This is a genomic window from Streptomyces sp. NPDC088194, from assembly GCF_040702025.1.
GTDB lineage: Bacteria > Actinomycetota > Actinomycetes > Streptomycetales > Streptomycetaceae > Actinacidiphila.
The window spans coordinates 47644-60919 of sequence record NZ_JBFBIV010000053.1; the positions used below are offsets into that span (position 1 = coordinate 47644).

Annotated in this window: 9 protein-coding genes and 1 tRNA gene; 4 read left to right on the top strand and 6 right to left on the bottom strand. The window is 73.4% G+C overall.

Translation table 11 applies throughout. The features are described 5' to 3' along the window. The first annotated feature begins 13 nt into the window (after nt 1-13). Nucleotides 14-430: an SH3 domain-containing protein gene (locus AB0399_RS26400; RefSeq protein ID WP_329371190.1), complete on the top strand. Its 417-nt coding sequence runs from the start codon at nt 14-16 to the stop codon at nt 428-430. 162 nt (nt 431-592) lie between these two features. Here the strand turns inward: AB0399_RS26400 and AB0399_RS26405 are convergent, their stop codons facing one another. The 4 genes from AB0399_RS26405 to efeU form a co-directional block, all read right to left on the bottom strand. Beyond that, a complete protein-coding gene (locus AB0399_RS26405; RefSeq protein ID WP_329371192.1) occupies nt 593-1018 on the bottom strand; it encodes a DUF6210 family protein in 426 nt (141 codons plus the stop codon). Between the two features lie 83 nt (nt 1019-1101). Then, complete coding sequence (locus tag AB0399_RS26410) at nt 1102-1917, bottom strand: phosphatase PAP2 family protein (RefSeq protein ID WP_366413037.1); 816 nt, start codon at nt 1915-1917, stop codon at nt 1102-1104. A 106-nt stretch (nt 1918-2023) separates the two neighbouring features. Continuing rightward, a complete protein-coding gene (gene efeB / locus AB0399_RS26415; RefSeq protein WP_366413038.1) occupies nt 2024-3310 on the bottom strand; it encodes an iron uptake transporter deferrochelatase/peroxidase subunit in 1287 nt (428 codons plus the stop codon). Between the two features lie 163 nt (nt 3311-3473). Continuing rightward, nucleotides 3474-5675 (bottom strand): iron uptake transporter permease EfeU, encoded by a 2202-nt coding sequence (gene efeU / locus AB0399_RS26420; protein ID WP_366413039.1) that lies wholly within the window; start codon nt 5673-5675, stop codon nt 3474-3476. Between the two features lie 451 nt (nt 5676-6126). On the opposite strand from efeU, the gene AB0399_RS26425 reads away from it, so the two are divergent. Next, complete coding sequence (locus AB0399_RS26425; protein ID WP_329371200.1) at nt 6127-8289, top strand: SpoIIE family protein phosphatase; 2163 nt, start codon at nt 6127-6129, stop codon at nt 8287-8289. A 193-nt stretch (nt 8290-8482) separates the two neighbouring features. On the opposite strand, the gene AB0399_RS26430 is transcribed toward AB0399_RS26425, so the two are convergent. Continuing rightward, nucleotides 8483-9667 (bottom strand): type III polyketide synthase, encoded by a 1185-nt coding sequence (locus AB0399_RS26430; RefSeq protein WP_329371202.1) that lies wholly within the window; start codon nt 9665-9667, stop codon nt 8483-8485. A 1298-nt stretch (nt 9668-10965) separates the two neighbouring features. After that, nucleotides 10966-11053: transfer RNA gene (locus AB0399_RS26435), tRNA-Leu, on the bottom strand. 286 nt (nt 11054-11339) lie between these two features. Between AB0399_RS26435 and AB0399_RS26440 the strand changes: the two genes are divergently transcribed. Both AB0399_RS26440 and chpH read left to right on the top strand, forming a co-directional pair. Continuing rightward, on the top strand, nt 11340-12677 hold the full coding sequence (locus tag AB0399_RS26440; protein ID WP_329371206.1) for a M20/M25/M40 family metallo-hydrolase: 1338 nt from the start codon (nt 11340-11342) through the stop codon (nt 12675-12677). Nucleotides 12678-12962: 285 nt separating this feature from the next. Next, nucleotides 12963-13196, top strand: a complete 234-nt coding sequence (chpH, locus tag AB0399_RS26445) for a chaplin ChpH (RefSeq protein WP_329371208.1) — start codon at nt 12963-12965, stop codon at nt 13194-13196. The last annotated feature ends 80 nt before the right edge of the window (nt 13197-13276 follow it).

The window sequence follows — 13276 nt, forward strand, 5'->3', positions numbered from 1 at the left end:
CAGGAGAAGTCCTTTGGCGACATCCGCTGCTCTTCCCACTCTCCGCAGCCGCATCATCGTCGGCGCGAGCGCGCTGACCACCGCTGTGGCGCTCGGCACCACGCTGCTCGGCGCGACGGCCGCCCAGGCCGCCACCCCGGCCCGCCCGTACGGCACCGTCGTCGCCGGTGACGGCGTCGTCCAGCGCCAGTTCCCCAGCACGGACTCGTCCGTGAAGGGCTCCCTCGCGTACCACCAGCAGGTCGGCCTGCGCTGCAAGGTCCACGCCCAGAACATCGCGGGCAACGACATCTGGTACCTGCTGCGCGACAACTCCAACTGGGTCTCGGCCAAGTACGTGGACAACACCGGCACCGTCTCTCTGTGCAAGGACGTCCTGCGCAGCAGCACCGCCGTGATGAACGCGGTGCCGAAGGGCGCCAAGGGCTGACCGTCCCACGGTGTACGGGCATCCCGGAGCCGCGGCAGGTCCCGCGCGCGGCTCCGGGCCGCCACGTCGGATTCCCCGAGTCCCCGCGTTCGCCGCATTCCCCGAGTTCCCCGCGCTCCCCGCGTACCCGAGCCCGCTGCCGGGAGCCCTGGCGGCGGCCGGTCAGTCGGAGTTCAGCCACACCAGCATCGCGGGGCCGTCCGGTGTGATCACCGGTACCCATGCCTCGTCGGCCGCACCGAACCGGCTGTCGTCCAGCCGCAGGGGGTACGGCTCCTCGCTGGTCCCGTCGGACACCCAGTAGCGGAGAGTCCCGATGATGCCGCGAAGCCGCTCCCGCCTGGCGTCCGGCCAGGTGCTGTGCCGGGTGCCCGCACCGCGGAAGTCCCGCTCGAACAGCTCGCGCAGCGCGTCCAGCCCGTCCGGCTCGAAGAGCGGCACCAGGAAACCCTCGACCTGCCCCTGCCGGCAGGCGGTCCCGCCGTACTGCTGCTGGTAGACCACTCCCGTCGCCGCCTCGACGACCGCGTACAGCCATCCGCCGGCGCTGCCGTCGGGGTCGAGGAAGACGAAGCGCCGGGAGCCCATGGCGGCAGTCTCCCGGGCCGCCGCCCGCGCGCTCAACGGCGTTTCCCGCGAGGTGAGTCGGCACGGCCGACGGGCGGGGTGCGTCAGAGCGTCCGGCCGGCGGGTCCGGCGAGTCCGGACAGGATCGGCAGCGTCAGCGCGAGCCACGCGGCGCCCAGCAGCCAGCCGCCCAGCTCGTCGGTGGGCCACTGCACGCCGAGGTAGATCCGGGTGGCGCTGATGGCGGCCGCCCACAGCAGGCAGGCCAGCACGTCGAACCGGACCGCCCCGCGGGGCGCGTCGCTGCGCAGGACCGCCCAGGCGAGAAGTCCCGCGGTGAGCACGGACGTCGTGGCGTACCCGGAGGGGAACGCCCAGTCGGTGCTGAGCACCGCCCAGTCGGTCACCGGCGGTCGGGGCCGGGCCAGCGCGAACACGACCGCGAGGCGGACCGCCTGCCCGGTCAGCAGGATGACCACCGCGCCGAGGGCCGCCGACACCTCCCGCCGCGAAGCGGTCCGGTGCGCGCACCCGGTCCAACCGGCCAGCATCACCGCGATGTACGGCAGCGGGCCGGCCCCGGTCGAGTCCAGCAGGTGGGCGACTGCGGTGAGATCGGCCGACCGATGGGCCACCGCCCAGTGGTGCAGGACCCGGTCGGGTCCGATCGGTGCGCCGTCGCGCGCGCTCAGCGCCCACAGCAGCAGCCCGAACAGGGCCGCGAACAGCGCGAACAGGGCGAGCGCCGGCCCAGCCCTGCGGACCCGGCCGGGCCGCGGCCCGGAACCGGTCCGGCCGCACGGCGAGCCGCCGCGGTGCGGGGCGCATCCGCACAGGGCGACCGCGACCCGCGTACGGCGTGGCCACAGGCCGCGCCGGTGCCGGGGCGAGGCCCCGCTGACGGTGGACGCTGGGATCATCGCGCTGCCGCTCCGCATCCGTTGCCGGGTCGGGCCGCTCCGGCGGACCCGAATGTCTACAGCACTGTAGACGTTCGGCGCGGCGGTGGACAGCGAGGGGCGCGCGTCAGGCGCCGAGAAGTCCGCGTCCGAGCCAGTCCTTCGCGTCGCGTACGCCCGGCAGCGCGAAGAAGTACCCGCCGCCGACCGGCGAGATGTAGTCGACCAGCGGCTCGTCGACGAGCCTGGTCTGGGTGGCCTCGAACTGCCGGACCACGTCCTGCTGGTAGCAGCAGAAGACCAGGCCCATGTCGAGATCGCCCACCGCGTCGACGCCGCGGTCGTAGTTGAAGCCGCGGCGCAGGATGCGGGAGTCGTCGCTGCGCGCGGTGCGCGGATTGGCCAGCCGGATGTGCGCGTCGAGCGGGATCGCGTTGCCGTGCGGGTCCTTGGCGTACTGCGGCGTGTCGCCTTCCTGGGCGCCGTCGAGCGGGGCTCCGGTGTCCTTGCGGCGGCCGAACATCTTCTCCTGCTCGGTGAGGGAGACCCGGTCCCAGAACTCGACCAGCATCCGGATGATCCGGATCACCTGGTAGCTGCCGCCGCGGGCCCAGGCGGGTTCGCCGAGCGCGTCGGTGACCCAGACGAGCCGGTCCATCTCGCGCCCGGACGCCACGTCGGGATTGGCGATGCCGTCCTTGAAGCCGAGCAGGTTGCGCGGGGTCCCGGTCGGCCGGGGCGCGCTGTGGAAACCGTCGACACGCCACTTGACCTGCATGGCGCCCCGCGTGTGCCGGGCGATGTCCCGCAGGGCGTGCAGCACGGTGTCGGTGCTGCCGGCGCAGATCTGCAGGCTCAGGTCGCCGTGGCTCTCCGCCGCCTGGAGGTTGTCGTTGGGGAAGGTGCGCATGGGCGCGAGCCGGCGCGGCTTCGCGGCGGACAGGCCGTAGCGGTCGTCGAACAGGGACGACCCGACGCCCACGGTCACCGTCAGCGCGTCCGCGGGGACCGTGGGGCCGAGGATGCCGTTGTCGGAGGGCGGGGCGCCGACGCCGAGGTCGGCCGGGGCGCCGCCGACGGTCAGGAAACGGGCGCGGTCGGTGATCGTGCGGAGCAGGCCGGCGAGTTCGGCCCTGGTGTCGGCGATGACGTCGAACGACACGAAGGCCGCGGCGGCCGGCGTCGGCGTGGTGATGCCGGCCTGGTGGGCACCGTGGAAGGCGACCGGTGCCGCCCGGCCGGGCTCGGCCGCGTGCGCGCTGTCGCCACCGAGCGCCGTGGTGACGGCGGCGCCGCCGCCGGCCAGGGCGGTGGCCCCGGCCCCGACACCGAGCGCCGTCCTCACGAACGACCGGCGGCCGGCGTCCCTCGGGCAGCCCCCCTGGGAGGGCTCGGGGTGAGCGGAGTCGGGCATGGACGGCGTCCCTTCCGGACCTCCCGAGCGGCGCTGCCGGTCGAGCGGTCCACGGATGTGGTCATACGGGGGTGGTCGGTCGTACGGATGCGGTGGTACGGGTACGGACGCGGTCGTGCCGACGGCGGCGCGCGGGTCGGCGGGACGCCGAAGGGGCCCCGGATCAGCCGGACTTGCGGACTTCGAGCAGATCGGGGATCGGGGCGAGGTCTTCCAGGAGCTGTCCGGTGGCTCCGTTGATCCTCGCCCGGGCGGTCGGGTCGAGCGACTCCACCGGAGTCCATCCGCCGCTGTTTCCGGAACCGCCCTTGCCCGAGGCGCTCTTGCCCGAGGCGCCCTGGTGGGCCGCGTCCAGCAGCGCCTGCAGGCGCGCGACATCGGCGTCCACGGTCGCCGGCAGCCGCGGATCGCGCGCGGAGATCAGCGGACGCAGCACGCGCAGCAACTCCTTCGTGCCCGCGAGGTCGGCGTCCGCGGTGGCCAGGTTGGTGCCGCTGCCCTGGTCCGTGGCACCGGTCAGCTCGAACTGGAGGGTGTTCTCCAGGATCTCGTGGCAGCGCAGCGGCAGGTCCGACGGGTCGAAGTCCTGTCCGGGGAAGGCCGTACGCAGCTCGCGGACGTCGCTGCCGAGCCGTTGCACGTACGGCATCAGGCCGGCCGCCGACTCGCCGTGCCACAGGCCGTACTCGATCCGGTGGAAACCGGTGAAGCGCGGGTCCCCGATCCCGCCCGACAGCCCGTCGGGACGGCCGTCGATCTGCCCGTCGAAGTCGGCGAACGTGCCGTACGCGGCGCCGAGGGACGCGTAGGTGCGGTGGGCGGTGAGCCAGTCCGCGCGTGCCGCGGCGAGCCGCCCGCCCCGGACGTCGGCCGTGAGCGTGTCCGTCTGGCGGACGAGGGTGGTGAGACCGGCGGCCACGTACGCCTTGTAGGCCGCGAGGGGCGGTCGCAGGTCGGACTCGGCGAGCGGGAGCACGGCCCGGGAGGTACCGCTGCCGCTGACCCGTACCGAGGCCGAGGTGACGGCCTTGCCGCCGGTCGGCACGCAGCGCCAGGCGTAGGTGCCGGCGCCGACGGTGGCGACCAGGTCCCGGGTGGTGCCGGGGGCCAGCCCCTCGATCTCGCCGTAGACCGCGTTGGTGGCCGGGTCGACGAGGTAGACCTCGGACGTCCTGCCGCCGGTGTTGTGCATCTGGAACGTCCGGCGGCCGGTCCCGGGCGCGGTGAAGCCCTTGCCGCAGTCCGACCCGGAGACGGCGACGGTCTGGGCGCCGGCGGGCTTGCCGTCGCTGAGGGCGACGACCAGGCCGGCGACCAGCGTGGGCACGGCGATCACCGTGACGGGAACGGCCCAGGCGGGGCGCCGCCGCGTTCGGCCCGTGGCGGCGGGGGAGGGGCCGGCGGCTGGTGCGCCCGCCTCCTCCGGCGCGTTCGCGCCCTTCGGCTGCGGCGAGCCGCCGGTGGAGGGAGCGGAGCCGCCGGTGGAGGGCGCGGCGGTGGAGGGCGCGGCGGTGGACCCGGCGGCGGCGTGCGGCCGTTCGGCCGGTGCGCGGGGCGCCCTGACACCCCGGACGAAGAGCGTCATCACCACCGCCAAGTACACGACGTAGGCGGCGACTTGGAGCCACGTCATGGTGGGGGTCAGATTCAGCACGCCCTGGACGAGGGTGGCGTACCAGGAACCGGCGTCGACGTGGCCGCTCAGGTCGACGGCGTACGCGGTGCGGCCCGGCAGCACCCGGCCCTCCTGGAGGTCGCGGAGGCCGTAGCCGAGCACCCCGGCGGCGATCACGATCAGGACGGCGCCGGTCGCGGTGAAGAACCGGGTGAGGTTGATCTTCAGCACCCGGCGGTACAGGCCCCAGCACAGGCCGGCGGCGATGACCAGACCGATGCCGGCGCCCAGCATCGGCCCGGTGGACTCGCCCGCGGCGCGTGCCGTCGTCCACAGGAAGAGCGCGGTCTCCAGGCCCTCGCGGCCCACCGCGAGGAAGGAGGTGACCACCAGCATGCCCGAGCCCATGGCGAGCGCGGCGGTGACCTTCTCCCTGATCTCCCCGGACAGATGCCGTGCGGAGCGGCGCATCCAGAAGACCATCGCCGTGACGAACGCGACGGCCAGGACGCTCAGCGTGCCGCCGAACGCCTCCTGCGCGGTGGCCGACAGGCCGGCGGCGGTGAAGGTGAGGACCGCGCCGAAACTCATCGCCAGGGCGACCGCGGCCAGCACTCCCGTCCACACCTGCGGCAGCCGCGCTCGCGCGTCGGCGCGCACCAGGGTGGCGATCAGGATCGAGACGATCAGGCCCGCCTCCAGTCCCTCACGCAGCCCGATCAGAAAGCTCGGGAACGCGTCGTCCCACATGTGTCTCGCTCCTCGTAGCGGACCGGCGGGTCCGACCGTTCTTAGCGAAGGCATACCTTAGTCAGAACGAGGCTCTTACGTCTACACGCCTGTAGTCGGGTGGGTTCCGCCGGTGCCCCGGAGCCGGGTGGTCCGGGTGGTCCGGGTGGTCCGGGTGAGCCCGGGTGAGCCCGGTCGGCTGGGTCGATCCGGTGGCGCCCGGGGCCCCGACCGGACCGGTCCGACCTCCGATTCCGCGGCGCGTTCACGGGCGCCACTCCGGGGATTCCGCGGCGCGGCGCGCATGGCGTGACCACGCGCTTTCGCTGCGTGATCGATCTTGCGAGCAGAGCGGCTTCGAGTGTTATTCAATGGGTGTGCGGTAGGGGATCTCGGGGCTTCTTCGCACGTGGAAACTCGGGTATGCCTCCGGTCATGCGCCGGGGGCTGGCGAGCGAGCTGAGAGAGCCGTATGGACTCGACACCATCCCCCTCGTCTTCGTTGCCGTCCGATCAGGTCAGCCGCGCCCTGGGGAACTACGGCCCGCAGGGCGGCCGGACGGCGGTCGGTCCTGCCGCTTCGCAGAGCGCGGGAGGGCCCGACGGTGCCGAGCCCGCCACCGAGAGCCAGGAGCAGATCCTCGGCTCCGTCGACGTCGACCGGGACCTGAACATCACCCGCTGCAACCTGGAGGCCCCCGCTTTCGAGGGGCTGACGGTGGCTGCCGGCCGGCCCTTCTCCGACCTGCTGCCCCCCGGGGACATCCCGACGGTCACCCGGCGGCTGCGGCAGGTGATGGAGACCCGGGAGCCGCACGTCGCCCGGGTCCAGCGGCTGCGCAGGGACGACGGCACGGAGCTGGTGGTCTCCATGAGCATCCTGCCCGCCGCGGCGCCCCAGGAGGGGCTGACCGTCTCCCTGATCGCCATGGCCAAGCGGCTGCACCTGTACGCCTCGGAGACCGCCATCGGGACCTCGCTGGACATCGGCGAGACCGCGCAGTCCCTGGCCCAGTCCCTGCTGGCCTGGGCGGACGTCGCCGCGGTCGACCTCGACTACGCCGTGTGGACCGGCGAGGCCGTCACCGAGCAGCCGCTGGGCCGTATCCGGCTGCGGCGGGCGGCCCTGGTGCCGGACCGGGCGTGGCCGGACGGCTATCTGACGCCCGGCGACAACCTCCCCGGCGAGGCCAGCCGCCTGCTGGCCATCGCGGTCCGACGCCAGGACGTCGCGCGGCCGATCGTCATCCCCGACCGCGAGGTGATCGAGCGGGCGCTCCGCGATCCGCGGCTGGTGCGCGCCCTGGTGCCCGGCGACCGGCCCGCCAGCCTGGTGTGCATACCCCTGGTCCTGGAGGGCCAGGGCGGCAAGCCGCCCATCGTGCTGGGCGTGGCGGAGATATGGCGCCGGCCGGACCGGCCGTTCCGGGAGAGCGAACTGCTCGACCTGCAGGAACTGGCGGCCAGGACCGCCCACCACGTCGACCTGGCCCGCCAGCACCAGCGCGAGCACGCCCAGGTGCTGGCCCTTCAGCGCCGGCTGCTGCCGCGCGCCGGGAGCGACACCATCGAGGTCGCCAGCGTCTACCAGCCCACCACCCCGGACAGCGCGGGCGTCGGCGGCGACTGGGTGAACAGCTTTCCGCTGCCGGGTGGCCGTACCGCGCTGGTGGTCGGCGACGTCGTGGGGCACGGGCTGGCGGCCGCGGCGGCGATGGGACAGCTGAGCATGGAGGCCCGGGCGCTGCTGTCGGCGGGACTGGCGCCGGACGAGGTGCTGGAGCACCTGGACGAGACGGTCACGCTCCTGGACGACGCGGAGGCGGGCCTGGCGGCCGGCTACAGCGCCCTCGGCTCGACCTGCTGCATCGCCGTGTACGACCCGGTCGGCCACCAGGTGGTGATGTCCAGCGCGGGCCACCTCCCGCCGGTGCTCGTGCTGCCCGACGGGACCCCGGAGATCCTCGCGGTGCCGCCCCACCCCGGCCTGGGCACCGAGTTCGCCCTGCGCGAGCCGTTCGTCACGCACACGTTCGCCGCGCCCCCCGGATCACTGATCGCCCTCTACACCGACGGGCTGGTGGAGGACCCGGCGGTGTCGATCGACGAGGGCATCGACCGGCTGGCGGAGACGGTCAGCAGGGTGCACCCGTGGGACGACCTCCAGCAGGCCACGCGGCGGCTGGTGACCGAGCTCACCACGCGCAGCCGGCTGCGCGACGACATGACGCTGCTGATCGCCCGGATGACCGGCCGTCGCAAGCGGGACATCGCGACCTGGCGGCTGCCGGCCCGCGCCGACGCCGCGGCCCAGGCCCGCGCCCTGGCCACCACGCGGCTGCGGCAGTGGCAGGCCAAGGACGAGACCCGGGACAACGCGCTGCTGCTGATCAGCGAGTTGGTGACCAACGCCGGCCGCTTCGCCACCGGGCCCATCACCGTACGGCTGATCAAGGACGGTCACGGCCTGCTGTGCGAGGTGGGCGACACCGGCAACGGCCGGCCGCGGCTGGGCCGCACCGGGCTGCTCGACGACAGCGGCCGCGGCCTGTACGTCGTGCACAAGGTCACCACGCACTGGGGGGTGCGGTGGACCGACACCGGCAAGGTCGTCTGGGCCGAACTCGCCTGGTAGTGGGGGTGGTTGATGCGGGGGCCGGGCGGGGTGCGGGTGACGCCGGACGCGCGGCTCGGTACGGGGAGCGCGGGCTCGCCACGGGACAGCTGGCCCGGCAGCCGACCCGCGCCGCTCGGTGCCGGACCCGCGCGGAAGGCGTCCGCGCGCTACAGCCGATCGGCAGCGGACCCGCGCGGAGGGCGTCCGCGCGCTACAGCCACTCGCCTTCCACGGCCGTGGCGGTGAGCCCCGGCGCCGCCGCGTACAGCACCGTACGGCTGCCCGGCTTCTGGCCGGCGTCGTGCGCGCGCCGAAGGATGTCGAACACGGCCGCGCCCCCGCGGTTGCCGGTGGTGTAGCTGTCCCGGCTGTAGGTCAGCATCCCCTCCGGCCACTCCTCGGGCATCGTCTGCTCCATGTACTCCAGCACCCGGGTCCCGCCGGGGTGCGCGAGCAGCAGGTCGGGGTGCCAGGGGGTGGCGTCGTTCTGGTGGCGGCGACCCAGCCACTCCCACATCGCGGTGACGGTGCTCTGCACCGCGCGCGGCCCGCGCCGGTCCATCACGAAGTGCGTGCCGTCGCTGCGCGTGTCCAGCCGGTGCAGGTCCTGGGTGCCGGGCAGCGTGTGGTGCCAGGCGGCGTCGAGCCGCAGTACGGACTGCGGCCGCTGCCGGCCGGTCACCACCACGGCGACGGCGGTGTCCGCGAACAGCAGGCGGACGATCAGGGATTCCAGCGTGTCGTCCGCGGGCTGGTAGGTGGTGCTCAGCGCCTCCGAGATCACGACCAGCACCACGCGTTCGGGGTCGGCGGCGACCAGGTCGGCGGCCAGCGCGAGCGAGCGGGTGCCGGCGATGCACGCCCACTGCGCGGCCGGCAGAAGCAGCACGTCGTCGCGCAGCGGCAGCCGGTTGGCCAGCGTGACGTCCAGGCCCGGGAGCGCCGGGGTGGTGGAGTTGCTGGTGATCAGGCAGTCGACGTCGGAGGCGTCGAGGCCGGCGCTCTGCAGGGCCCCGCGCGCGGCCCGCTCGCCGTACGCCTGCACGGCCTCCCAGGCGGGCGCGGTGCGCTCCTGCACGGTCTGCGGTGCCGGTATCGCTTCGAGCGCGGCGATCGCCCGGTCCACGTCCTGCTCGGCGAACCCGTCGCGGGCCAGCGCCTCCCGGGCCGGGGCGACGCCCGGCGTCCGCAGGCCGCCCTCGGCGCTGGGCGCGACCGCGGCGCTCAGCGGCAGCATCCACCCGCGGGAGGCGATCCCCGTGGAGTCCGCGATGCCCTCGATCCGCGACAGCCACGGTGCGTGGGGGTGCCGGTCGCGAACTTCGGCCAGGATCTGGCCGGTCTGCACGGCGTGCTCGCCGTGGATCACCGCGGGCGGGCAGAGGTAAGCGGCCACAATACGCACCTTTCTACGCAGGACGATGAAATGCCGCGAAGCGTATGAAATCGGTCACTTCGCCAGTGATGATCAAGTAACTCCCATTGCGCACCACTTCGGAAGTTATAACCCGATTTCGAAGGGATGGGCCCGGGAGAACGCCTTTCTGTGGCCGATGCCACTGCAATCACCGCGCCACGCCGAGCCCCGTGTGAGCCGGGGCACACCACGGGCGGTTCGCCCGCCCGACGGCCCGCGCGCGGTTTCCCGATGCCCCGCCCTTGGTTGACGTTTCCGTCGGCAGGCTGCCGCCGTCGTGCCGGCATCGACGCATGCGGCGCGAGGGCGAGACGGTGGGACGAAGGGTGCGACGCCGGCGCCTTCGTCTGCGGATGGCGCAGGCGGACCTCGCCGCCGCCGTGCGGCGTACCCAAGGGCGGGTCTCCAAGGTCGGGAACGAGCGCGTGGAGCGTGATCGGGCAGGCGCGATCGACGAGTTGGCCGCGGCCCTGCACTGCCATCCGAAGGACCTGACGGCACGGCCTCACGCGACCAGGGGAGCCGAAAGCGCTTTGCGTACCTCTGTCGCGTCGATCGTGCGAGAGCTTCGACGGTACGACCTGGCACCGGTGTTCGACGGCACCCCGCGCCGCTCGGCGGCGGGCGCGAGCGCGAGGAGGCGTTCGCCATCGACACGATCTCCTGCAAGACCGCCCACGACGCCGCCCACGCTCTCGGCCATCCCGAGCCGGTCGCCATGGCCTGTGAGCGCGCCGCGTGCTCTGCGGCCGCGTCCGGTGACGCCATGATGCCTGCGGTGGCCAACAGCCTCCGGGCTTGGGACATGTGGGCCACCGCTGATTGGTCCGACGCGAACGCCTTCCTCGACATGTCGCTTTCGGCCATCCGGCGCGAGCACGGCATCGGGGACCAACTCGCCCTGCGTACACGGGGTTCTCTGCGACGTCGCGCGGCAGTGAGTTCGGCAGTGGGTTCGGCGCGCGCCGGGAACGCCGAGGAAGCGCGGCACCGTATCGGCCTTGCCCGCGAGACGAGCGAACGTATGGATGCCGGGGGCGACCCGGTTTCCATCGGTTCGGCCGCGCCGTTTCGGCTGACCGTCAAGTCCCTTGGCCGGACGACCCGTCCCACGTGTTGGCGGGTGACGACGGAGCGCGTCGGTCGGCGGCCTCCGGGGCGGGCCGATGCGGCCGGTCATCCCCGGCCCGACCTGGGCGGCGAGTCGCCGTGCCGTCGGTCGCACCACCGTCGTAAAACGACAAAGACCCCTGATGAACAGGGGTCTTCGTCGGTGATGGTGTCCGAGGGGGGACTTGAACCCCCACGCCCGATAAAGGGCACTAGCACCTCAAGCTAGCGCGTCTGCCATTCCGCCACCCGGACGGGGTGTGTCACCGCGGCGACGGGGCCGGGGCGACGAGGTAAACCATAGCAAAGATCCAGACCGGGAAATCACGGCCGGAGGCCGGGGCCGGGAGGGCGCGTTGACGGGGCGGTGAGGGTGCGGCGCAGGGGCGGTGAGGGTGCGCGGGAGGGGGAGCGGGAGGAGCGGGGGAAGGGGACGGGAAGGAGCCGAGGCAGGCGGGGGTGGGAAGACGCCGGGCGGCGAGGGAGGATGGGAGACGCATCGGTCGCGGTCGCCGCGGCGGGGAACGAGCGAGGAGACAGCGTGAGTGAGTCGGGGCCCGCAAGGGCGGACAGCGGGAGGATCGCGGGCGAGGACGAGGTCGTCGACCTGTGTGCCGAGCTGATCCGGATCGACACGAGCAACTACGGCGACCACTCGGGCCCGGGGGAGCGCGCCGCCGCCGAGTACGTGGCGGAGAAGCTGGCCGACGTGGGTCTCGCGCCGGAGATCTTCGAGTCGCACCCGGGCCGGGCGTCCACCGTGGTGCGGATCGAGGGCGAGGACCGCAGCCGGCCCGGGCTGCTGATCCACGGCCACACGGACGTGGTCCCGGCGAACGCCGACGACTGGAGCCAGCACCCCTTCGGCGGCGAGGTGGTCGACGGCTGCGTGTGGGGCCGCGGCGCGGTCGACATGAAGGACATGGACGCGATGACCCTCGCGGTCATCCGCGACCGGGTGCGCAGCGGGCGCAAGCCCCCGCGGGACATCGTGCTGGCGTTCCTCGCCGACGAGGAGGCCGGCGGCACCTACGGCGCCCGGCACCTGGTGGACAACCACCCCGGGCTCTTCGAGGGCGTCACCGAGGCGATCGGCGAGGTCGGCGGCTTCTCGTTCACCGTCAACGAGAACCTGCGGCTGTACCTGGTGGAGACCGCCGAGAAGGGCATGCACTGGATGCGGCTCACCGTGGACGGCACCGCCGGCCACGGCTCGATGACCAACAAGGACAACGCCATCACCGAGCTGTGCGAGGCGGTCGGGCGGCTGGGCCGGCACCAGTTCCCGGTCCGGCTGACCAAGTCGGTGCGCGGTTTCCTCGACGAGCTGTCCGACGCGTTCGGCGTCGAACTCGACCCGGAGGACATGGACGAGACCCTCGCCCGGCTCGGCGGCATCGCCCGGATGATCGGCACCACCCTGCGCAACACCGCCGCCCCGACCATGCTCGGCGCCGGCTACAAGGTGAACGTCATCCCCGGCCAGGCCACCGCCCACGTGGACGGGCGCTTCCTGCCCGGGTACGAGGAGGAGTTCCTCGCCGACCTCGACCGGGTGCTCGGCCCCCGGGTGAAGCGCGAGACGCTCCACACCGACAAGGCGCTGGAGACCGACTTCGACGGCTCGCTGGTCGACGCGATGCGGGCCGCGCTGAAGGCGGAGGACCCGATCTCCCACACCGTGCCGTACATGCTCTCCGGCGGCACCGACGCCAAGTCCTTCTCCGACCTGGGCATCCGCTGCTTCGGCTTCGCCCCGCTGCAGCTGCCGCCCGAGCTGGACTTCGCCGGGATGTTCCACGGCGTGGACGAGCGGGTCCCGACCGAGGGCCTGAAGTTCGGGGTGCGGGTGCTGGACCACTTCATCGACAACTGCTGAGCGACAGCGGGAGATCGAGCAGCGCGCGGGCGGGTGGCGGGCGGCGGCCGGTGGACACGGCCCCCCCGCCGCCCGCCCGCGGCCGTACGGCGGCGGCCACCACGCCCACCTCACCCACGGCCGTACGGCGGTCGAACGCTCGCTCGTCTGTGCCCGTACCCCCGGCCCGGATCGCCAGTACGAGTGAATGACCGGGTTCGTTCGTAGCCCCGTTTCCTCCGCGTCGTTACGACGGGTGTGGTCCGCGGCTCTGGGGCCACGTTGGTCCCATCCAGGAGGAAGCAAATGCTCAAGAAGGTCGTCGCCACTGCGGCTGCCACCGGTGGTCTGGTGCTCGCGGGCGCGGGTCTGGCGGTCGCCGACGCCGGCGCGCAGGGTGCCGCCGTGCAGTCCCCGGGCGTGCTGTCGGGCAACGTCGTCCAGATCCCGGTGCACGTGCCGGTCAACCTGTGCGGCAACACGGTCAACGTGGTCGGGCTGCTCAACCCCGCCTTCGGGAACACCTGCGTCAACAGCTAGCAGGACCCTCCGCGGCCGCCACCCGGCCGCGGTTCGGGAACCCTCCCACGCCCGACGGCGTCTCGGAGGTTGATCAGGGC

What these genes read in the sequence shown, in the direction of transcription:
- efeU (WP_366413039.1), bottom strand. Translation starts at nt 5,675, where the DNA reads ATGTGGGACGACGCGTTCCCGAGCTTTCTGATCGGGCTGCGTGAGGGA.
- efeB (WP_366413038.1), bottom strand. Translation starts at nt 3,310, where the DNA reads ATGCCCGACTCCGCTCACCCCGAGCCCTCCCAGGGGGGCTGCCCGAGG.
- chpH (WP_329371208.1), top strand. Translation starts at nt 12,963, where the DNA reads ATGCTCAAGAAGGTCGTCGCCACTGCGGCTGCCACCGGTGGTCTGGTG.
- AB0399_RS26405 (WP_329371192.1), bottom strand. Translation starts at nt 1,018, where the DNA reads ATGGGCTCCCGGCGCTTCGTCTTCCTCGACCCCGACGGCAGCGCCGGC.
- AB0399_RS26425 (WP_329371200.1), top strand. Translation starts at nt 6,127, where the DNA reads ATGGACTCGACACCATCCCCCTCGTCTTCGTTGCCGTCCGATCAGGTC.
- AB0399_RS26410 (WP_366413037.1), bottom strand. Translation starts at nt 1,917, where the DNA reads ATGATCCCAGCGTCCACCGTCAGCGGGGCCTCGCCCCGGCACCGGCGC.